The following is a 21,005-nucleotide window of genomic DNA, read 5'->3' as shown; positions in this document are numbered from 1 at the left end:
GTCCGATTTAATTATGACAAGGAACAAAAAAAAGTTTGAAAGGATTTCTATATTCCTGCAAAAGGATGTCAAATAAAAAAACCTTTCTCCCTTTTACATCATATTGATAGAGAGAAAGGTTCATTCCTATTTTATTAAAAATATTGGCTCATTTTTTTCATCAATTGTGTAAGGCTCAGAAAATACTGGTACAAACACTGAGTCTTCTACTAGTATATTACGAATATCTTCGCCCATTTGATACGGGATCGACCCTAATTGTTGAATTTTTTGGTATAAGTCTTGGCGATAATCGATTATTAATTGCCCTTCACTGTTCACTACTATTGGTAAGTTATTTTGTGTAAAAGGACTGACAACATACGGCGGTGTTTTAAACCCAAGAGCATCGTAATTTATAGTGAATACTTGCTTGTTAATTGCACCTTCAAACGGTGGATAGCCATACTCAAGTTTGTATGCATCTAATCTCATTTTGACACTTTGTACAGTTGTTACCGATACTAAATCGATCAACTTCACTTCTGGTTTTGTATCTACATTTACTAATACATATTGATAAATTCCACCATTTTCAAAGGAATTACCTGGTGGTTCTTGCAAATAATTTGGTATTAATTTTGTGAAATCTACCGGATATTTTCGATAGATAGGTGTTGTGAAATCTCTTTGTTTAATAGGCAATAACCCGCCAGTATTCTCTTGATATCTGTCAATAGCTGACTGGACTAAGTCAAGCTGACTTTCATAAGGAACACGATTTTTTTGCAAATTATCACTTGGATACAAACATCCCGAAAGTATAGCAATAGAAAAGATAATTAGTATCGTCTTAAAAAATAATTTCATTTTTATCATCCTTACTCTGGAACCGGCCCGGAAAATACGACAAAGAACATGATGAAACCTGCCACAATCATACATACATAAGCAATTGTAGACAACATCCACCTCCAAAAGCCTTTTAATTTTGTTCTACTAATTAAGATGGAAATCACTGCGATAAACATTAGTCCTATTGCACCCAATGAAAACCACATTTTTATTAGTCCTAGTGACATCTTTAGCACTCCTTCTATGTATGTAAAATATTTATTAAAATTAGTTACTATTTCTTTGATACCAGCTTACTTTCTATAGTTTAATGCATAAAAAAACTGGAGTAAAGGGGCCATTTTACTCCAGATGTTGACTAAATATTCCCGTAAGAAAACAGTTTCATTATAGTTTAACTATAATAGTGGTAGGACGTTATTAAAAAGACACCGAAATAAATAGTTAAAAAGCTTTGTTGACATGTGTAACAAGCTAAATAACTGTATCTATTCTTTAAGATTAGCACCTTTTACACTATTAGCTAAGTTTAATAAATTAAGTTGGCTGACACATTTTGATTGCCCATACTTATCAAACATGTCTTTAACCATTCATCCTCCCTCTGCATCAACATTCAAAATAGTATATGCATGGAAAGAATGAGTGTGAGTGAGTTTATTAATACTTTGAACAACTGATATTATAAAAACAATTTCTCAGAAAAATCCTCTAACTCTTTGGTTTTTCCTCTTGCCATTAACTCATCTAATGCTGTTTTAGGATCTTTATCATTAAATAAAACTTCATAAATTTGCTCAGTAATCGGCATTTCTACTCCGACATTCTTAGCAAGTTGATATGCAGCCTTAGTAGTTCTAACTCCTTCAACTGCCATACCCATGTCTTCTAATACATCATTTAATTTTTTACCTTTTCCAAGCATATTTCCAGCTCGCCAATTACGACTATGTACACTAGTACAAGTAACAATTAGATCACCAATTCCAGTTAATCCAGCAAAAGTTAACGGATTAGCACCCATTTTCGTTCCTAACCTCGCTATTTCAGCTAATCCACGAGTTATTAATGCCGCTTTAGCATTATCACCATGTCCAAGGCCATCAGCTAAACCAGCACCTAATGCAATAATATTCTTTAATGCTCCACCAAGCTCTACACCGATGACATCTGCATTTGTATATACACGAAAATTAGAATTAATAAATAAGTCCTGTATAAGTTCTTGCGCATTAGCATTATTCGAAGAAACTGTAACAGTTGTTGGCATCCGGCGACTAACTTCCTCTGCATGACTAGGGCCCGATAAAACAACCACAGCATTTAAATATTCACTTGGTATTTCTTCCTCAATCATTTCTGAAATTCTTTTATGAGTCTCCGGTTCAATTCCCTTACTAGCATGAACAATGGTGACTTTCTTAGTTAGTAATTGTTTTAAGTCAGATAAAACTTGGCGCATAGCTTTCGTTGGCGTTACCAAAACAATCGTGCTAACATCTTCGACAGCGTGACGAAGAGAAGATAAACCGAAAATATTATGAGGCAAAGTTATGCCTGGTAAATACTTTTCGTTCGTATGTTTATCATTAATTTCTTGTATTTGATCATTACGCCTTCCGTAGAGATTAACATGATGACCATTATCTGCAAGCACAATTGCTAACGCTGTTCCCCAACTTCCAGCACCTATAACTGCGATTTTTTCCATCTAATCACTTCCTTACATCAAAAATCTTTAATTAGATTTTTTTCTAGCAATAATTCTTATTGGCGTTCCTACAAACCCGAATGCTTTACGAATTGAGTTTTCTAAATATCGCTTATACGAGAAATGTAGTAACTCAGGATCATTAACAAAGACAACAAATGTCGGTGGTTTTACAGCAACTTGTGACATGTAATTAATCTTTAAGCGCTTTGTATTACTTGTCGGAGTTGGATTCATTGCAACTGCATCCATGATAACATCATTTAACAAGTTTGTTGGCACGCGCATTGCATGGTTTTCAGCTACTGTATCAATCATCGGTACAATTGTCTTCACGCGTTGCGTTGTTTTAGCAGATACGTATAGAATAGGTGCGTAATCAAGGAATTGGAAATGACTTCGAAGATTTTTTTCAAATTCCTTCATCGTTTTTTCATCTTTCTCTATTGCATCCCACTTGTTTACAATAATTATGACTGCTCTACCAGCTTCATGTGCATAGCCTGCTATTTTCTTATCCTGTTCAATAATTCCTTCTTCACCATTGATTACGACTAAAACGACATCTGAACGCTCAATAGCTCTTAATGCACGTAATACACTATACTTTTCGGTACTCTCATACACTTTTCCTCTTTTTCTCATTCCAGCAGTGTCAATGACTACATAATCTTTCCCGTCTGAAGTGAAAGGCGTATCTACAGCATCTCTAGTAGTTCCCGGAATATCACTTACTATGACTCGATTTTCCACACCTAAAATACTGTTTGTTAGTGAGGACTTCCCTACATTAGGTCGACCAATTAAAGAGAAGCGAATTGTATCATCATCTTCCTCTTGTTCCTCTGGCTCATTAAAAGATTTTACTACTTCATCAAGCATGTCACCTAATCCTAATCCATGTGAACCTGATATAGGATATGGATCTCCAAAACCTAATGAATAGAACTCATAAATATCTTGTTGCATTTCAAAGTTATCTATTTTGTTTACTGCAAGAACGACAGGTTTTTTAGATCGGAAAAGTATTTTCGCAACCTCTTCATCTGCACTAGTAATTCCTTCGCGGCCATTTACCATAAAGATAATTACATCCGCTTCAGCAATAGCTAAATCTGCTTGTTCACGCATTTGAACCAACAATGGTTCGTCTCCAATTTCAATACCACCAGTATCAATAATGTTAAAATCAATGTTTAACCATTCACCTGAACTATATATACGGTCTCTAGTGACACCAGGGATATCCTCTACAATTGATATTCTTTCTCCTACTATACGATTAAAAATCGTTGATTTACCAACATTAGGTCTTCCAACGATTGCTACGACTGGTTTAGGCAAATCTTCACGTCCTTTCTTTCTATCTCTATCTATTAGATAAAGAAAACCCTTCATCATAAGAAGGGAAATGTTTGCCATGTTGGCGTTTTAATCTTAACAAAAAAGACATAATCCGACAACTAATGTTTTACGATAATATACATCCCATTAGCTAAGCGATGTGAAATCCCATCTAAAATAGCCTCTAAATCAGCTGCGACTTTTTGTGCCTCATCTTCATTTTCACAGCAAAACGTCGGGGCTCCACCTTTGATATTTTCACAACTTGTAGTAATTACAGCTAGGATATATTTTTCAAGGTTCAATCTAGTTCACTTCCTTTTTGATTGGCATCAGACTCCGTTGGCAAGCGGAATGCATTTTCTAAGACAGGTACACGCTCGATAACAGCAATTGCTTTTGCTACATCTTGAACTTGAGGCAAAATAAAAACACCTATTCTGCCATCATCCAAATCTCGTTTTATTAACGGAACAAGTGCTGGTGTTCCAGAGTCACGAAATACACCTAAAGATACTGATGCATCATGAAGTATTGCTTGTCTTTGACCGAGGTGACCTATTGTAGCTCGCACATTAAAATCCTTTGGTTCTAAAATAAAACCCATGCCATACTTTAAGATTTCTTTTTGTCGCTCTGGCAATCCAATGTTCATAATATAGATATTATCTACATATAAACCAGGGCCATCGAATGATAGCTCCGCTTTCTTAATATTGACGATATGTTTTAGCTGCTTTCCTGACATCAATGATTTAGCTAGTAATAAAGCTCCAATAGCCCCTAAAATCCCAGCCCAAATATTAAATGCTAAATACAACAAGGTAGAAATGAAAGAAGCAAATATTACTAAGTAATTTCTCCCTTCAAAAACAATAGCAATCCCCTCTATATAAGTTTTTCCTCTAGGTACTAATTCGTATTGATCTAATTCTGACAATGTATTACGTTCCATATTTCTTACTTCTCTAAATTGAGACGCTGCTAATGCTAAAAATGTAACAGCTGTAAAATTTTCTTCCATAAATGATGGGACAGCAACTGTTCCAAGAGAAGCTGCTATAAATCCTAATGCAACATTAATTACTTTCCCATGCGGATATGTAGGATATTGCCTGTAATCTGTTTTTAGCATGTATAATCTAGCCAGTGTACCTATAGTAATTCCAAAAATCACAGGGTAAGTATATTCATTCATAGTAGCGCTCTACCTCTCTTCGATGATTTCATTGACGATTTTTGTATTGAAGATACCGTGTTAAAGTAAGTGTTAAAGATATAAGTAAATGTAATTGATAAACTAATAACATCTAACGCAAACAATGGTTGCTGAAAGGTAACTAAGTGAATGTTATATATGACAAGTGAAAAAATAATGTCACCGACATTAACTCCAATAAACAACACCGCTAATCCTTGTTTCATATCTCTGCATAACAAAAGGAGGATAAACGAACATAAAATAACTATTACAAATTTTTTGTTCAATAAGAACCAGACTGGGTCAAATAAATGGATAGCTAATATTGCAACATAAGCCATCATTAAAATGGAAGAAACGATAAACAAATAACATCTTTGTAAAATGGTACTTTTTGCAACGATGTAACAGCCTAATAGCATTAAAAATAACATTGCAATATTAATCGTTAAGTAAGGTAACTCAACATATGTATGAGAAAAAATTATGCTTAGTAGTGCTACTACAGTTATTAAATAACGTTCTTTCGATCTTCTGAATAGAAACGTAGCAACTACCCAAATTATCCATGCCAGCCATAGAAATAAGATACCGTCGATTTCCTTCACCTCCTATAGTACCCATTATCGGTACCTTTCATAAATCTTAGTCGAATGATTTTCAATTTGTTTGGAATAATGAAAAGTAAAGGGGGATTGTTAATGGGAAGAGATCGTCAAGAAAAACGACTAAAAAAATCACGGACCGTTGAATCGGACCGTGACCAAAGTCTAAAGTATGCTGGAGCAACAAGGTTAGAAAGCCCTGAAGAGGCTCGCGAAAGAAATAAAAAATGATGGGAAATCCCATCATTTTTTTTGTGCAAGGTTTTGTATATTAATTGCTCTTTGCTCAAACCAAGATAATGTTTCACCTCTTATTACTATTGGAGCATTTTGCAATTCATTGACTGACTTTGTACCTAAAGCTGTCATAATTATTTTCAATCCATCTTGCATATGTTGTATCTCGTTAATGAGTGCTTCCTGTCCATCTTCAAGCAATATTTTTAAAAAATAACCAGCTACACCAACAGCACTTGCACCTAATGATACTGCTTTAGCAATTTCACTACTAGTTTGTATTCCGCCAGATGCTAGAATTGATATAGATGGTGATGAGGCCTTTGCTTCACCGATAGAAACAGACGTTGGTATTCCCCAATCATTAAACTGTTCAAGTTGCTTAGACCTTCTTTGGTTTTCCACAGTAGCGAAGTTTGTTCCACCAAAACCACCAACATCAACGATTGAGACACCAATACCCTTTAATTTACTAACTGTTTGCTTGCTCATTCCAAATCCTACTTCTTTGACAATAACAGGAACAGTTAACTTGTTAACGATTGCTTCGATTCGATTAAGGACACCAGTAAAATCACGGTCACCTTCTGGCATCACTAATTCTTGAATAACATTTAAATGAATTTGCAGCGCATTTGCATCAATCATATCTACAGCTTTTTGGGCTTGTTCAACAGATGCTTCACTGCCTATGTTTGCAAATACTATTCCGTTTTTATGAACTTTACGCACAATCTCAAACGACCTGCTTTGACTTATATCTTTAATGGCTGCCATTTGCGATCCAACAGCGATTGGTAAGTCACATATTTTTGCAACTTCCGCTAATAGAGCATTAATTTTTTCTGTTTTTTCGCCGCCCCCACCAGTCATTGCATTAATAAAAATAGGCGAACTTATAGAAAGTTCGCCTATTTTTGTCCGCAGTGAAACATCCTGAAGTGCAATGCCTGGTAAACTGTTATGCACAAAAGAAATGTCATCGAGACCGTGAGTTCGTTTTTGTCCTGTTGAAATCGCATAATTAATATGCTCCAATTTACGCTTTGAACGACTCACATTATCACCTTTATTTACGTAGTTTATTTAATTGATCACCGATGCGGTCTCCTAAGGAGAATCCAGTGTTTTCATCTTGCTGATATTCTTTCACGTATTTTTCCATTTCCTCGCGCTGCTTCCCTTCTTCTAAAGCACGAATACTTAATGAAATACGTTTTTTTGCAAAGTCTGCATCTGTAATCTTAGCACTTACAGTTTGCCCTTCTTTTAAAACATCATTCACTTTGGTAACACGATCTGTAGAAAGTTGAGAAATATGAACTAAACCTTCAACTCCATGCTCTATTTCTACAAAAGCACCAAAATTAACAATTCTAGTTACTTTTCCTTCGATTATATCTCCTACTTTAATAGAACCTTTTACGGCATCCCATGGTCCAGGAAGTGTTGCTTTTATTGATAATGAAATTCGTTCGTTATCAGGGTCAACTTCCAATACTTTAACTTTAACCGTTTCCCCTTCTTTTACTACTTCACTCGGCTGTTCAACTCGCTCATGTGATAATTGAGAAATATGAACTAATCCATCAACTCCACCTAAATCGATAAAAACTCCAAAGTTTGTAATGCGTTGAACTGTACCTTCAACAACATTACCTGCTTTAATAGCTTCAAATGCTTTTACTCTACCCATTTTCTCTTCTTCTTCTAATACAGCCTTACGTGATAAAATCACACGACTTTTTTCTTTATCCATTTCGGAAATTTTCACTTTAATAGTCTTCCCTACGAACTCAGAAAAGTCTTCAACGAATTGAGTATCTACTAGAGAAGCAGGAATGAAAGCACGTAGTCCAACATTAGCAACTAATCCACCTTTTACTTCCTCTTTAACAGTAACTTCAAAAGTCTCATTAGCTTGATATTTTTTCTCTAAATCTTCCCATGCATTATCCGTTTCAATTGCTTTTAATGATAAAATTACATCCTCATCATCTAGTTTAACAACTTTAAGTTTAAGAGATTTACCTTCTGAAACTTTTTCTGAAGCGCTTTCTAAATGAAATGATGAAATTTCACTTATCGGTAAAATACCTTCTTTGCCTTCTCCAATTTCAACTTTAGCAAACTTTTCTTCAACTTTTGAAACTGTACCTTCTAACACATCTCCAACTTGAAATGTCATACCCTCACCCATAATATTTCCTCCTTATAGAAACAACGTTCTATTTATTTTCTCTAATTAAAAGGTCTAACAAAATGCCGTTTTTGTCAAGCGTCTTGATCGATTAATTGCTGAATATGCAACATTATTCTATCGGTAGCTAATTGTGTAGCACCTTTTTGATCTTTTAGATCTTCTAAATCTACTGGTTCCCCAAAATAGATTTTTAATTTCTTAAAAGGCGCATAACTTCCAACAATTGCACAAGGGACAACTTTAGCTTCAGATTTTAATGCAAAAAAAGCCGAACCTGCCAGTCCCTTTTGTAGCTTCCCATCTTTACTACGTGTTCCTTCCGGGAAGATGCCGATTACTTTTTGCTCCCCAACCATTTGTAAGCCAGTACGTAATGCTTGTTTATCTCCCATTCCTCTACGAACTGGAAAAGCTCCCATTGCTTTAATAATGCTTTTTAAAATTGGGATAGTAAACAATTCTGCTTTTGCCATGAAATGTACTTTCCTTGGAAACATCGTCCCTAATAGAGGGGGGTCTAGCGCTGAAATGTGATTAGAGCACGCAACAATCCCGCCTTCTTTTGGGACATTTTCTATTCCAATTGCTTCAACTCGATTAAAGAGTTTAAAATAAGTGTAAAAAAGTGAGCGTCCAACTGCATATAATGACATTATTGACCAACCCTCTCTCGAACAATTTCCATTATACGATTTACAACTTCATCAATTGATAAATGAGTAGAATCGATTTCAATCGCATCAGAGGCTTTCCTTAAAGGAGCGAACTCTCTTTCAGAATCAATTTTATCACGAGCAGCAATTTCTTCTTTCAACACTTCTAAATTTGAGTCATATCCTTTAGAAATTTCTTCTTCATACCTTCTTCTTGCACGTTCCTCAACAGATGCTAGCATGAAAATCTTTACCTCGGCATTTGGTAACACATGAGTTCCGATATCTCGTCCATCCATAACAATCCCGCCATCTTCTGCTAGAATTTGCTGCCTTTTAACCATCTCATCTCTAACGGAACTTAACTTAGCAATTAAAGAAACATTGTTAGTAACTTTAGAAGTTCTAATCTCTTCACTTACATTTTTATTATCTAAAATCACTTGCTGACCTTTTTCCGATGGTAGCAATTGTATAGACGTTTTCGGTAGAATTTTTGTTACTTCTAATTCGTTTTCTAAATCAATATTTTCATTTAAACACTTTAAAGTTAAGGCACGATACATTGCACCAGTATCGATATATATGTAAGAAAGACGTTCAGCAACTACTTTTGCTACCGTACTTTTTCCTGCCGCTGCAGGTCCATCAATGGCAATTCGAATATTATTTTTCATGTTTTTCCCCCAACATTCACCTAGTTAGTTAACTGTTATTGCTCTCATTAAATAAAAATAAAAGCAGGGTTATTCCTGCTTTTATCATAACCTATTAAAATGATTAACGTACAGTTAATTTATTTATATACAGTTTTATTTCCTTCGTTATGATATCACAATCATTTATTTTGGTCTATCGTTTCGACAACTTTCGACTGTTGACTTTTTACGACACCTTCATAGTGTATTGTTTCATTTACATAAGGTGCTATTTTTTCATTTTCTAATAAAAGTTGACTTACGATTATAAGAAAAAATAAACTTGTAATACAAAAAATTAATACTTTATCTACAATGTTCATACCAATACCACTACCTAGCTACTCAGTTTATAATTCATCATACACAGGCTCTGAACTCTCAAGTTTTTCAACCTTTTCTTCTGTACCATCTTCCGCATTGATGAACATTCGATACGTATCGTTTCCTAGTATTCCTAAAAATTCAAAGCAAAGTACTTCTTCTCCTAAGTCATTTACTATGACAGCAAGGTGGTCTTCTTGAATGTCAACATTAGGATTAATCTCAGCTAATGCATCTTCTTTTGTTATTTTTGGATTAAAATCAGTATGATCATGATTTGCTAATAAATAATCTTCCGCTTGGAAACCAATGATATCCCCACCATCTAAAGCAACTTTCATACTAATTCTTTCTGAAAAAATTCTAACGTCTCCTTCTACCCTAATAAAACTAAATACCCCAACATTATCGTATTGGGCACTATCTAATAATTCCATCCCGATAAAGTCATGTTCATTTAAAAATTCTTTTGCTTGTTCCGCTGCTTTATTTAAGGATATCTTTCTATTTTTTACTTCTCGATCTTGTAATACCCAAATTGGGAAGCCACCTTTTTTTGTTACATCCATATACACATTAGATTTATGTTCTGGGTGTTTGAAAGTCAGACTATAAAAGCCATAGTTTGATCCATCTCCACTCTCCGTTACATCTACTTCTAAATTTTGCTTTATACCAAAAAAGTTTTGTGCAATTTCAATCGCTTCTTTTTCAGAGATTTTTTTTCCTTCGACATTTGCAAATTTTTCATCCTCATTTTTTTGCGCTTGCGTCATATCTGCGCCCCAATTGACATCAGAGTATCCGTCCACTTTCTTATCAACCGTTTTAAAACCATCAATTATTGTGTTGTCTAACGGTTCAGTGGCAGACACTAACGCAAGCTCAACATCCATCCAACGGAGATTTTCCTTTAAAACTGTCGTTTGGACATCTCGCAATTCTGACTGGATATCTTTTGATTTTTTATATAAGTCTTTAAGTGTATTATATTCGTCATCCGTTAACGGTTCCTTATCTAAATCCCGAATAGCCGTGCGATAACTAAATTCTCCAATTTTAGCAAGGAACTCTTCCGTTTTATTAAAGGGTAAAAGTGTTAACGGTAGTTGACCTACATCACCATGAGCTTGTGAAGATAATTTCCATACTTCCGCTAATGCCTTCGAAAGTTGTGTTCTTGAGTTCATTGCTAACGTTATACCTATTTGATCGTGTAATGCATCAATATGGAACGTCAAATCATGAAAGGCGCGTTGATAGTTATTTTCCGCATGAATTAATACTAAGTTCTTTTCTTGGTGTTCTTGGTAGCCCCAATAGCCAGTTGCAACTACCGCAATACCAAGTATTCCCATCAATATCATTCTGATCATTTTCATTCACCTCTTCTATTTACAAAATCGGTGTTTCCCTATTGTTTTAATTAGTGGTCTACTCCAAATCCACTTCGAAGTTGCGGTTGCAGGATTAAAGTAATAAATCGCTTCTCCAGTAGGATCCCAGCCGTTCATTGCATCTACAACTGCTTTTTTCGCTGATTCATTGGGCGTTAGCCAAATTTGTCCGTCAGCTACAGCCGTAAACGCTCTTGGCTCAAAGATTACTCCAGAAACAGTATTAGGAAAGCTCGGACTTTGCACACGATTTAAAATAACTGCCGCAACTGCTACTTGGCCGATGTATGGCTCTCCTCTTGCTTCACCATAAACAGCATTCGCCATTAACTTAATATCATTTGCAGAAAACCCACTTGGTATATTTGCAGCTTTTTCAGTATTTTCTGCTGTAGTTGCTTGTTTTGTTTGGGTTGTAGCTTTTTTTGGTATCGTTTGCTTTGCAAGTGGTGTCCCGCCATAATGTGTAAATTTCGCACCGGTTCTTATCTGTTCTAATACCCAATCTTTGTAATACTTTGAAACACCATTTAATTTTTGTTTTGTCTTTGGTCCGACTATTCCGTCGACTGCAAGGCCATAGTTTTTTTGGAAATTACGTACCCCCCAATATGTACCCCAACCAAATATGCCATCGATTTTTCCTTTATATAAACCGATATATTGCAACCTTGCTTGCAATTCAATTACGTCATTTCCAGTTGCTCCACGTTGGAGGACTTGTGAAGAAAAAGCATCTGCAGACTGATCTGTAATTGCATTTGAATAAAACATTGCGGTAAATGTGAAAAACATTAACAACATCGCTAATGATTTTTTAACTGGCTTCATTCTACTTTCCTCCTAATAATTATTGATAGTTGTATTTTCTGTTAAGAAGCGGATTTTATACCATTAACCAACTCAACTTGGAAAAAATTATTAGGAACACATTTAACTATTGAACAATTTTGGTATGATAGTATTAATGTTTATTATGGGAGGATTTATAATGAAGAAGATATTAATTATCCATACTGGTGGAACAATTGCTATGATTGAAGATAAACAAACAGGATCAGTAAAACCAAATGAACATCATCCTTTAGCTTCTATCATTCCTGCAATAAAAGATATGGCAGATTTAAAAGAAGATATTTTCTTGAACCTACCATCACCTCACATTACGATTGCTCATATGGTTAAATTAGCAAGTCATATTGAACAAAAAATCACTGACGACCATATCGAAGGAATTGTCATTACACATGGTACTGACACGCTAGAGGAAACTGCATATCTACTTGATTTAATCGTCCAATCTGATATACCGATAGTTGTTACAGGGGCAATGCGCTCAAGTAATGAGCTAGGTTCAGATGGTCCACATAATTTAGTATCGTCGATTAGAGTTGCTCTAAGTGAAGAGGCAAGAGGACAGGGCGTATTAGTAGTATTAAATGATGAAATACATACCGCAAAAAACGTTACAAAGACACACAGTAGTAATATTGCAACTTTTCAAAGTCCACAATATGGTCCAGTTGGTATTGTTACAAAACACCGAATAACGTTTCACCATAAGCCAATAAGAAGAGACCGTTATCAAGTCAGAGAATTAAAGAAAAATGTTATATTATTAAAGGCTTTTGCTGGTATGGATGAAAGTTTAATCGAGGCTATTAGTTCATCACCTATCAATGGCTTAGTCATTGAAGCACTTGGACAAGGTAACCTACCGCCAGCTGTTGTCCCTGCTTTACAAAAACTATTAGAACAAGATATTCCAATCGTGCTTGTATCTAGATGCTTCAACGGCATCGTACAGGACGTTTACGGTTATGATGGCGGTGGCAAGCAATTAAAAGAAATGGGAATGATATTTTCAAATGGCTTAAATGGTCAAAAAGCAAGAATAAAATTATTAGTTGCATTAGAAACAACTGAAAGTAGAGAGAAAATACAACAAATGTTTTATCAATAAGGTAGAAAAGCGAGGCGAACGTCCAGCGACGTAAAACCTTATAACACTTTGAGCTAAGATAAAGGAAACACGAACGAGCGAAGTGAGTCGATGTTGACTTATTGAAAGTGAGAAGTCTATAGGTTTCTAGTCGTTGTGAGCCGCAGCTGGACAATCAGAAAAGCTGAAACTTTCGTTTGGCGCCGTATGAACTGGAACACTTCAAGACGAGATAAAGGAAACTCAATGCTTTAGCATTGAAGTTGACTTATCGTAGTTGAGAAGTGTGAAGTTAACTAGGCGCTGAAAGTTGAAGCTGGATCAATAAAGAAAAGCGAGGCGAACGCTTAGCAGCGTAAAACCTAAAATATTTTAATTTTATAAGCCTAAATAAAAAACGCTTCAACTAGTTTGAAGCGTTTTCCTTATTTGCAATATGATTAGCTATTAATGGCCCATGATGCCTACCATTTTCAATGAAGATTTCATTGGCATTATTTCCCGCTGCAATTACACCAGCTATATAAATGCCTTTAATATTAGTTTCCATAGTACTTTCATCAACTATTGGCCTGCCAGTTTCGCGATCAATATTAACACCGATTTGCTTAATAAAGTTATGATCTGGTCGATAACCGGTCATCGCAAAGACAAAGTCATTTTTAATAGTCTTGTCTCCATCAGGACATGTGTACGTAATTTCATTTTCGTTGATAGACGTCACGACACCATCAAATACCATTGTAACTTCTTTGTTTTTAACTAATGCTTCAAACTCTGGGAGAATCCACGGCTTAATACTTTTTGAATATTCGCTACCTCGATAGATTACTGTCACTCGAGCTCCACATTTATTCAATTCTAGTGCAGCATCTATTGCAGAATTCTTTCCGCCAATAACAGCTACGTTTTTATCAAAATATGGATGTCCTTCTTTAAAATAATGAGACACTTTCGCCAAATTTTCTCCAGGAATACCTGCATAATTTGGGTTATCATAATATCCTGTTGCAAGAATAACTTTCTCCGCAGTATACGTTTCTTTATTCGTTTCAACAACAAACGAATCATCATCTTGTTTGTTTACTGACGTTACTTGTTCAAAAGCATTCACACGTACATTTTTTTTCTTAGTAACCGTACGATAATATGCTAGTGCTTGATTACGATGTGGTTTTCTACCTTCAATAATAAAAGGAACATTACCAATTTCTAGTTTTTCACTCGTGCTAAAAAACGTTTGATGTGTTGGATAATGATATATCGAATTAACAACATTTCCTTTTTCAATAATTAATGGGTTGATGCCATTTTCTTGCAACGCAATTGCTGCAGAGAGTCCACAAGGGCCTCCTCCAACAATAATTACTCGTTCAGTTTTCATAGGACATTCACTCCATTTGCTTTTTAGTAATAAAAAAATCCCCTATCCTTGAAAGATAGGAGATTGAAAATTTTCAGTAAATTTAAATCCACCCTCTAAAGCGCGATGCCTCTGCCATTTTACGAACACCAACCATGTATGCAGCCAATCGCATGTTAACGTTGCGGTTTGTTGCAGTATCATAAATGTTGTTAAATGAGCGCACCATAACTTTTTCAAGTCTTTCTTCTACTTCTTCTTCTGTCCAATAGAACCCTTGGTTATTTTGTACCCATTCGAAGTACGAAACTGTAACTCCACCGGCACTAGCAAGAACATCTGGAACTAATAAAATGCCACGTTCAGTTAAAATTTTAGTTGCTTCTAAAGTTGTAGGTCCATTTGCAGCTTCAACTACAATGGAAGCTTTAATTTTATCAGCATTTTCATCAGTAATTTGGTTTTCAATTGCAGCTGGAACTAAAATATCGCAATCAAGCTCCAATAACTCTTTATTTGAAATAGTATCATCAAATAGTTTCGTAACTGTTCCAAAACTATCACGACGATCTAATAAGTAATCGATGTCTAATCCTTCAGGGTCATGTAACCCACCATATGCATCTGAAATCCCAATAATTTTGGCACCAGCATCATGCATAAATTTAGCTAAGAAACTACCAGCATTACCAAACCCTTGGACAACTACACGTGCACCTTCTAATTTAATCCCACGCTTTTTAGCAGCTTCACGGATACAAATTGTTACACCTTTTGCAGTTGCAGATTCACGTCCATGAGATCCACCTAACACAAGTGGTTTTCCAGTAATAAATCCAGGTGAGTTGAATTCATCAATACGGCTATATTCATCCATCATCCAAGCCATTATTTGTGAATTTGTAAATACGTCTGGCGCCGGAATATCTTTTGTAGGTCCTACGATTTGGCTTATCGCTCTAACATACCCACGACTTAAACGTTCAAGTTCTCTGAACGACATGTCGCGTGGTTCACAGATAATTCCACCTTTACCACCACCATATGGTAAGTCAACGATTCCACACTTCAAACTCATCCAAATGGATAATGCTTTAACTTCAGTCTCAGTTACATTAGGGTGGAAACGAACGCCACCTTTAGTTGGTCCAACAGCATCATTATGTTGTGCACGGAATCCTGTGAAAATTTTTATAGAACCATCATCCATTCGCACAGGAATACGAACTGTCATCATTCGAATTGGTTCTTTCATTAATTCATAAACTTCATCAGAATAACCTAATTTATCTAAAGCATCCTGAATAATAGTTTGAGTAGATTGTAGTACATTCATTTTATTATCAAGAGCCTTATCCCCTGTTTGATCGGCTGCCATGTAAAAAAACCTCCTGTGTTCTTCAGCTAAATATTATTGTCTACCTTTCATGACATAGTATACACCTTGAGTGTTTTTATGCAAAGAGAAAACATTACAAAAAATAAAAAATTTTAAATAATTATTTTTAATGTAATATTACCAATTAAAAAGCTAGTTCAAAGACAATTTGACAAGTTCTTCAATCATCGCTTCGTAGCTTAATCCTATTGCTCTTGCAGCGTCAGGGAAAAGACTAGTAGGAGTCATTCCTGGCAGTGTATTAACTTCAAGAATTACAGGTTCAGACCCATCAGTTGGCACAATAAAATCAACTCGAGAATATACGTTACAATCAAGCACTTGGTGAGCTTTAACTGCATTGTTTTGTAATAATCTTGTCGTTTTCTCATCTACATTGGCAGGAACTATATGTTCGCTTCCACCAGGTGCATATTTAGATTCATAATCATAAATTTCATTTTTAGGAATAATTTCAACTACAGGTAGTGCTTTTTCTTCATCTTTTTTACCAAGAACTGCTACTGTTACTTCTTTACCTTCTACAAATTCTTCAACCATTACGACTTCATCATGTTTTAAAGCATACATCATCGCATCATAAAAGTCTTTTTTGTCTTTTACAATTGATAACCCGATCGTAGATCCTTCACTATTAGGTTTAACAACTAGTGGATATGATAAATTGTGGTTGAATTCTTTATTAAATGCATTTTTTCTAACAGTTATACTTTTTGCAATACGAATTCCTTGTTTCTCAAAGTATGCTTTTGATTTGGCTTTATCCATCGCTAATGCTGACCCTAATACTCCAGAGCCAACATATGGAATATTTAACATATCTAATAATGCTTGGATTTTACCGTCCTCACCATATTTACCGTGCAATCCAATAAATACAATATCTACTTGTAGTGACAATAGTTCATCTAATTTATTTGGGTGAAAGTCTATGCCAATAACGTCATGGCCATTTGCCTCTAGAGCTTTTATTATTCCTTTACCTGAAGATAGTGATACTTCTCTTTCAGCTGAAACTCCTCCGTATAAAACTGCAATTTTCATAGTAAAGACACTCCTCATTTTATATGTATCGTATTATATTCGATTTAGCTTTTTAATGTACCTATTATGTATGATAGTGTATTATATCATGAAGCATGTCATGGAAAAACACCTGTCATAAAAAATATTTGTGTAGGAAGTGATAGAAAAATGGACAAAACAATCTTCTTCTCTTATGCCCACCCAGATGATGAAGCATTTACTGTCGGAGGATTATTAGCACAGTATGCTGACGACCCTAAAGTAAAAACTGTCGTTTATTCTGCAACATTAGGAGATGCTGGTAAATGTGGCTATCCCCCAGTTTGTGAAAAGAGTGAATTGGCTAAAGTGCGTAAACAAGAGTTAAAAGTTGCCTGTGCATATTTAGGTGTTGATTATTTACATACAGGCACTTACTCTGATGGTAAACTAGACTCTTTAAAAGAAGGCGAACTCCTTCAAGCAGTTACTAAATTGCTTTCTCAGTATAAGCCTGAAGTAGTAGTTACATTTCCACCCGATGGAATATCAGGGCACCCTGACCATATAGCTATATCCAAAGCTACTTTACAAGCTGCTAAAGAATTGCCGTTTATTAAAAGGTTTTATTTTGTTGCACTACCATCCATCCATGAAACTATTGATGTGAAAATTTCAATAAAACCAACTCACCTTGAAAAAGTGAAAAATGCTCTACAAGCTCATAAAACGCAACACTTATCCGTCGAAAGAGTATTCCCTACGATTTACGATGACAACTTTAACAAATTTGATAACAATGAATATTTCATATCTGTGTTTGAAAACGTTGCAAAGGAAACAGACGAATTATTATAAGCAAAGGTATTAACGCTCATTCTTTCGTTAAGTCAACTTTTTAACTGTCCGTCAAAAGCCCATTTGCCAGTAGCAAATGGGCTTAAATTTTTAAAAATATATTTGTAATTTTTGAAAAGCATCTTCCAGTTAAGAGTAACTTCCCGTATTCACTAACTTGATAAACTGTTTCATTCGCTTCATATCCAAACTCTGAAAGAACTGCCTTAATTGTTTCCGCCTTCATATCAGTGTTATTAATATAGATAAAATAAATATTATCTTTCGTATATATAGATCCATCACTGACAGCAATTCTAAGTAATTTTTCACAAGCATATATTACTGCATCAAATGTCTCAAAAGCATAGAAAAGTCCTAAGTCATTACATTCTTCTATACTCCCTACTTGCTCTCTACTTTCTAAATCATCGTTAAATTGCTTTTCAATACTACTTCTCGTAACCTCTAACACAATACCGTCTTTTGAATTTACGAAGACCTCTACTGCTATCGGACAATCTGTTGAAAACTTCAATTTATTCTCTGCTTCATTCAATAGTTCATTAAAGAATTCATGCACTTTAGGCATGTCTTCCCAAAGCTCGTTTTCAGCAATTCCTCGTATTAATAAATCTTCGGATGAAAGAAATATTTTAATTTTATCTTCATTCACTCTTTCTAGGCGCATGGTGTTCCTCCAATACTGCACGTTGACGTTTCAATATATTCCATACACTATATGGCCTTCCATTAAGTATGGTGCCACAAAAGCGAGCCTAGAAGATTGAAATGTGAATGAATGATTATTCCTTTGATTGTAACTCTAATATGTGAGTTTGTGCTGGAGCACCTAAGCGCAGTGGAATCCTAGAAGTTCCATAACCATTACTAATAAACTCTTTATAAAGTCCTTTATCTTTCATGCCAGCTTTTGGTGCAATTCCATAACCGAATATCCTAATCTGGCCTCCATGAGTGTGTCCAGCTAATACTAAGCCAATATTATGTTCCTTCTTAATTTGCTTACCGATCATAGGGTCATGGCAAACAAGTATTTTATATCCAGAGCCACTGTCACTAATTGCTAGTGATAAATTATCTCGGTTTCTACTCATATCATCTAAACCAAGAAGGTGTAGTTCCTCACCACTTTCTGATGAAAAAGTTACTGCAGTATTGTCTAAGATTTTTACTCCATTATTAAGTAGGCACACATCTAAATCACGGTAGTTTGTTTCATAGTCATTGTTTCCCCAAACAAAATAAGTTGGACCAATAGATACCAACTTTTTGATATTTCTTTCTACTTTTTTAATAGATACATCTTTTTCTGTTAAATCCCCAGCAATAATTACTAAATCAACAGCTCCTTTAACTTCTTCAATTATAGATGGAGCAATATCACGTTTATGTATATCAGATATAAAAAATACTTTCGTACCATTAAAACCCCTCGGAAAATCACTCAAATATATCGTTTCTTTAATAACATCATTTCGTTTAGCTTCGTTAAGCATCTTTATTAAAAGTAGTAAAGAGAAACTAAAAATTAATAATAAAAAGAAAACCATGCCTTGCCCCCTAGTTGTCTCGATCTATCGATGTGTCCCTACCAACATCTAAAGTGAATATACCATATATAAAAGCAATTATTAAATTAATATACAACGTCCAGACAGAATACTCCATTAGTAAAATAGGAACAAACACGATCATTAACCCGAACAAAAGATTGACTAGTGAAAATGATTTTCTATTTTTAAACAAGTTATAGATTTCAGTAAAAACTGCTTGGAAAACATTCGACAGAAACAAAAATGCAAATAAAAATGCAACCGCTGCTGCAAAAAACTTGATAGGGTTGAAAATTAAATCGGCAAAATAATAAGAAGTATTAATCGGTTGTTCTGAAGGTAACCACCGAATAGCTAAATAAAGTGATGTAGTTCCTAATGTTAGAGATAAAAGTAATCGTTTCATTTCTCTCCCCCCCTTTTACTATCGTATGAAATAGAAAACGAGATACAACGAATTTCTGCCAATAGACATAAAAGAAATATATCGACATAAGATGAAATGAATTCTGATATTAGGAATTTCCTTCAGTATTTATGCTTTTGAAGGGAGGGAAAAATACTTGAACAACTTTTCAGTAAGAAAACAATACAAACCATATATCGGAAAAAACAATCCGTGTCCTCCAATAACCGTAAAAAACTACGTTACTCCACCTAACCTCTACATCGGATTCCAGCCTTATGGATTACAACAATATTCACCTAAAGAAGCACTAAAGAAAGGAACTCTTTGGCCAATCTTTTATGACCCTTACTACTCACCTTACGAAAAAAAGTAAAGGAGACGATCCTTTGAGTAAACAATTGCCACCTGAATTTTATGAACTTATGGAAGAACTTCAAGCAGTTGATTTTGTGTTGGTCGACTTAACGTTGTATCTTGATACACACCCGGAAGATCAACAAGCGATAATACAATATAATAATTTCGCAAAAGCAAGGAAGCAGTTGAAACGAAAAATTGAAAGCATCTATGGTCCACTGCAACAATATGGAAATAGTTATGTTGGCTATCCATGGAATTGGGATGATGGTCCTTGGCCGTGGCAAATGTAGAAATTAGATAAAGGAGCGTTGATACTCTTGTGGTTATACGAAAAGAAGTTACAATATCCTGTTAAAGTCCGCGAATGCAACCCTAGACTCGCCAAATACTTAATCGAGCTCTATGGGGGAGCTGATGGTGAACTTGCGGCAGCACTTCGATATTTAAATCAACGTTATACGATCCCAGACAAAGTAATTGGCTTACTCACTGACATAGGTACTGAGGAGTTTGCACATCTAGAAATGATTGCGACAATGATTTATAAATTAACAAAAGATGCGAAACCGGAGCAATTAAAAGAAGCAGGAATTGACCCTCATTACGTAAATCATGACAATGCACTCTTTTATCATAATGCAGCTGGAGCACCTTTTACTGCCACGTATATTCAAGCTAAAGGAGATCCTATTGCTGATTTATACGAAGATATTGCTGCGGAAGAAAAAGCCAGAGCCACATACCAGTGGGTAATTAATATGTCTGATGACCCTGATTTAAATGACAGCTTAAGATTTTTACGAGAACGAGAAATCATTCACTCGCAGCGTTTTAGAGAAGCCGTTGAAATATTAAAGGATGAACGTGATCGAAAGAAAATTTTCTAAGAAACAAGCAATAAAAGTC

26 protein-coding genes are annotated in these 21,005 nt (G+C 35.1%); 6 read left to right on the top strand and 20 right to left on the bottom strand.

Features of this window, described 5'->3' with window-relative positions:
- Positions 1–126 precede the first annotated feature (126 nt).
- The 7 genes from CIB95_RS07325 to CIB95_RS07295 all read right to left on the bottom strand — a co-directional run bounded on the left by CIB95_RS07325 (position 127) and on the right by CIB95_RS07295 (position 5,698).
- Positions 127–849 (bottom strand): hypothetical protein, encoded by a 723-nt coding sequence (locus CIB95_RS07325; RefSeq protein WP_094923779.1) that lies wholly within the window; start codon positions 847–849, stop codon positions 127–129.
- A gap of 11 nt (positions 850–860) precedes the next feature.
- On the bottom strand, positions 861–1,061 hold the full coding sequence (locus tag CIB95_RS07320; RefSeq protein WP_094923776.1) for a DUF2768 domain-containing protein: 201 nt from the start codon (positions 1,059–1,061) through the stop codon (positions 861–863).
- A 455-nt stretch (positions 1,062–1,516) separates the two neighbouring features.
- A complete protein-coding gene (locus tag CIB95_RS07315) occupies positions 1,517–2,545 on the bottom strand; it encodes an NAD(P)H-dependent glycerol-3-phosphate dehydrogenase (RefSeq protein WP_094923774.1) in 1,029 nt (342 codons plus the stop codon).
- Positions 2,546–2,572: 27 nt separating this feature from the next.
- Entirely contained in the window at positions 2,573–3,889 is a 1,317-nt protein-coding gene (gene der / locus CIB95_RS07310) for a ribosome biogenesis GTPase Der (RefSeq protein ID WP_094923772.1), read from the bottom strand.
- 119 nt (positions 3,890–4,008) lie between these two features.
- Entirely contained in the window at positions 4,009–4,194 is a 186-nt protein-coding gene (locus CIB95_RS07305; protein WP_094923770.1) for a capping complex subunit for YIEGIA, read from the bottom strand.
- Positions 4,191–5,087, bottom strand: a complete 897-nt coding sequence (locus CIB95_RS07300) for a YIEGIA family protein (protein ID WP_094923768.1) — start codon at positions 5,085–5,087, stop codon at positions 4,191–4,193. The genes CIB95_RS07305 and CIB95_RS07300 overlap by 4 nt, the downstream gene beginning before the upstream one ends.
- Positions 5,084–5,698 (bottom strand): YphA family membrane protein, encoded by a 615-nt coding sequence (locus CIB95_RS07295; RefSeq protein ID WP_094923767.1) that lies wholly within the window; start codon positions 5,696–5,698, stop codon positions 5,084–5,086. Before CIB95_RS07295 ends, CIB95_RS07300 begins: the two co-directional genes overlap by 4 nt.
- A gap of 93 nt (positions 5,699–5,791) precedes the next feature.
- Between CIB95_RS07295 and CIB95_RS07290 the strand changes: the two genes are divergently transcribed.
- Complete coding sequence (locus tag CIB95_RS07290) at positions 5,792–5,926, top strand: YpzI family protein (RefSeq protein WP_094923764.1); 135 nt, start codon at positions 5,792–5,794, stop codon at positions 5,924–5,926.
- Positions 5,927–5,938: 12 nt separating this feature from the next.
- Here CIB95_RS07290 and fni read toward each other — a convergent pair whose 3' ends face one another.
- From fni to sleB, 7 genes are all read right to left on the bottom strand, one after another.
- Positions 5,939–6,991 (bottom strand): type 2 isopentenyl-diphosphate Delta-isomerase, encoded by a 1,053-nt coding sequence (fni, locus tag CIB95_RS07285; RefSeq protein ID WP_094923761.1) that lies wholly within the window; start codon positions 6,989–6,991, stop codon positions 5,939–5,941.
- A 10-nt stretch (positions 6,992–7,001) separates the two neighbouring features.
- On the bottom strand, positions 7,002–8,132 hold the full coding sequence (gene rpsA / locus CIB95_RS07280) for a 30S ribosomal protein S1 (protein WP_094923758.1): 1,131 nt from the start codon (positions 8,130–8,132) through the stop codon (positions 7,002–7,004).
- Positions 8,133–8,206: 74 nt separating this feature from the next.
- The gene (locus CIB95_RS07275; protein ID WP_094923755.1) at positions 8,207–8,788 is read right to left on the bottom strand and encodes a lysophospholipid acyltransferase family protein; all 582 of its coding nucleotides are present in this window, start codon (positions 8,786–8,788) and stop codon (positions 8,207–8,209) included.
- Entirely contained in the window at positions 8,788–9,465 is a 678-nt protein-coding gene (gene cmk, locus CIB95_RS07270) for a (d)CMP kinase (protein ID WP_094923752.1), read from the bottom strand. Before cmk ends, CIB95_RS07275 begins: the two co-directional genes overlap by 1 nt.
- Positions 9,466–9,626: 161 nt before the next feature.
- Complete coding sequence (locus CIB95_RS07265; RefSeq protein ID WP_094923749.1) at positions 9,627–9,809, bottom strand: DUF5359 family protein; 183 nt, start codon at positions 9,807–9,809, stop codon at positions 9,627–9,629.
- Positions 9,810–9,836: 27 nt separating this feature from the next.
- Positions 9,837–11,186, bottom strand: a complete 1,350-nt coding sequence (ypeB, locus tag CIB95_RS07260) for a germination protein YpeB (RefSeq protein WP_094923747.1) — start codon at positions 11,184–11,186, stop codon at positions 9,837–9,839.
- A 15-nt stretch (positions 11,187–11,201) separates the two neighbouring features.
- On the bottom strand, positions 11,202–12,002 hold the full coding sequence (gene sleB / locus CIB95_RS07255; protein WP_233144063.1) for a spore cortex-lytic enzyme: 801 nt from the start codon (positions 12,000–12,002) through the stop codon (positions 11,202–11,204).
- A gap of 196 nt (positions 12,003–12,198) precedes the next feature.
- Between sleB and CIB95_RS07250 the strand changes: the two genes are divergently transcribed.
- Positions 12,199–13,170: an asparaginase gene (locus tag CIB95_RS07250; protein WP_094923744.1), complete on the top strand. Its 972-nt coding sequence runs from the start codon at positions 12,199–12,201 to the stop codon at positions 13,168–13,170.
- 385 nt (positions 13,171–13,555) lie between these two features.
- On the opposite strand, the gene CIB95_RS07245 is transcribed toward CIB95_RS07250, so the two are convergent.
- The 3 genes from CIB95_RS07245 to CIB95_RS07235 all read right to left on the bottom strand — a co-directional run bounded on the left by CIB95_RS07245 (position 13,556) and on the right by CIB95_RS07235 (position 16,955).
- The gene (locus tag CIB95_RS07245) at positions 13,556–14,533 is read right to left on the bottom strand and encodes a YpdA family putative bacillithiol disulfide reductase (protein WP_094923743.1); all 978 of its coding nucleotides are present in this window, start codon (positions 14,531–14,533) and stop codon (positions 13,556–13,558) included.
- A gap of 82 nt (positions 14,534–14,615) precedes the next feature.
- On the bottom strand, positions 14,616–15,890 hold the full coding sequence (locus tag CIB95_RS07240) for a Glu/Leu/Phe/Val family dehydrogenase (RefSeq protein ID WP_094923741.1): 1,275 nt from the start codon (positions 15,888–15,890) through the stop codon (positions 14,616–14,618).
- Positions 15,891–16,043: 153 nt separating this feature from the next.
- A complete protein-coding gene (locus CIB95_RS07235; RefSeq protein ID WP_094923740.1) occupies positions 16,044–16,955 on the bottom strand; it encodes a D-alanine--D-alanine ligase in 912 nt (303 codons plus the stop codon).
- 150 nt (positions 16,956–17,105) lie between these two features.
- Here CIB95_RS07235 and CIB95_RS07230 point away from each other — a divergent pair, with 150 nt between their 5' ends.
- Positions 17,106–17,774 carry a PIG-L deacetylase family protein gene (locus tag CIB95_RS07230; RefSeq protein ID WP_094923738.1) on the top strand — a complete coding sequence of 223 codons (669 nt, stop codon included), beginning with the start codon at positions 17,106–17,108 and terminating at the stop codon, positions 17,772–17,774.
- Positions 17,775–17,856: 82 nt separating this feature from the next.
- Here the strand turns inward: CIB95_RS07230 and CIB95_RS07225 are convergent, their stop codons facing one another.
- The 3 genes from CIB95_RS07225 to CIB95_RS07215 all read right to left on the bottom strand — a co-directional run bounded on the left by CIB95_RS07225 (position 17,857) and on the right by CIB95_RS07215 (position 19,736).
- Entirely contained in the window at positions 17,857–18,444 is a 588-nt protein-coding gene (locus CIB95_RS07225; protein ID WP_094923736.1) for an adaptor protein MecA, read from the bottom strand.
- 115 nt (positions 18,445–18,559) lie between these two features.
- Positions 18,560–19,327, bottom strand: a complete 768-nt coding sequence (locus CIB95_RS07220; RefSeq protein ID WP_094923734.1) for a metallophosphoesterase — start codon at positions 19,325–19,327, stop codon at positions 18,560–18,562.
- Between the two features lie 10 nt (positions 19,328–19,337).
- A complete protein-coding gene (locus tag CIB95_RS07215; RefSeq protein ID WP_094923732.1) occupies positions 19,338–19,736 on the bottom strand; it encodes a hypothetical protein in 399 nt (132 codons plus the stop codon).
- Positions 19,737–19,893: 157 nt separating this feature from the next.
- Here CIB95_RS07215 and CIB95_RS07210 point away from each other — a divergent pair, with 157 nt between their 5' ends.
- From CIB95_RS07210 to CIB95_RS07200, 3 genes are read left to right on the top strand one after another with little or no spacing between them, the layout of a single operon-like run.
- The gene (locus CIB95_RS07210) at positions 19,894–20,112 is read left to right on the top strand and encodes a spore coat associated protein CotJA (RefSeq protein ID WP_094923729.1); all 219 of its coding nucleotides are present in this window, start codon (positions 19,894–19,896) and stop codon (positions 20,110–20,112) included.
- Positions 20,113–20,161: 49 nt separating this feature from the next.
- Positions 20,162–20,389: a spore coat protein CotJB gene (locus CIB95_RS07205; RefSeq protein WP_233144039.1), complete on the top strand. Its 228-nt coding sequence runs from the start codon at positions 20,162–20,164 to the stop codon at positions 20,387–20,389.
- Between the two features lie 27 nt (positions 20,390–20,416).
- A complete protein-coding gene (locus tag CIB95_RS07200; protein WP_094923726.1) occupies positions 20,417–20,986 on the top strand; it encodes a manganese catalase family protein in 570 nt (189 codons plus the stop codon).
- The last annotated feature ends 19 nt before the right edge of the window (positions 20,987–21,005 follow it).

Origin of the sequence: Lottiidibacillus patelloidae (genome assembly GCF_002262935.1) — a bacterium.
Taxonomy (GTDB): Bacteria; Bacillota; Bacilli; order Bacillales; family SA5d-4; genus Lottiidibacillus; species Lottiidibacillus patelloidae.
Note: the sequence above shows the minus strand (reverse complement) of the source record. Positions and strands in the feature narration are given on the sequence as shown.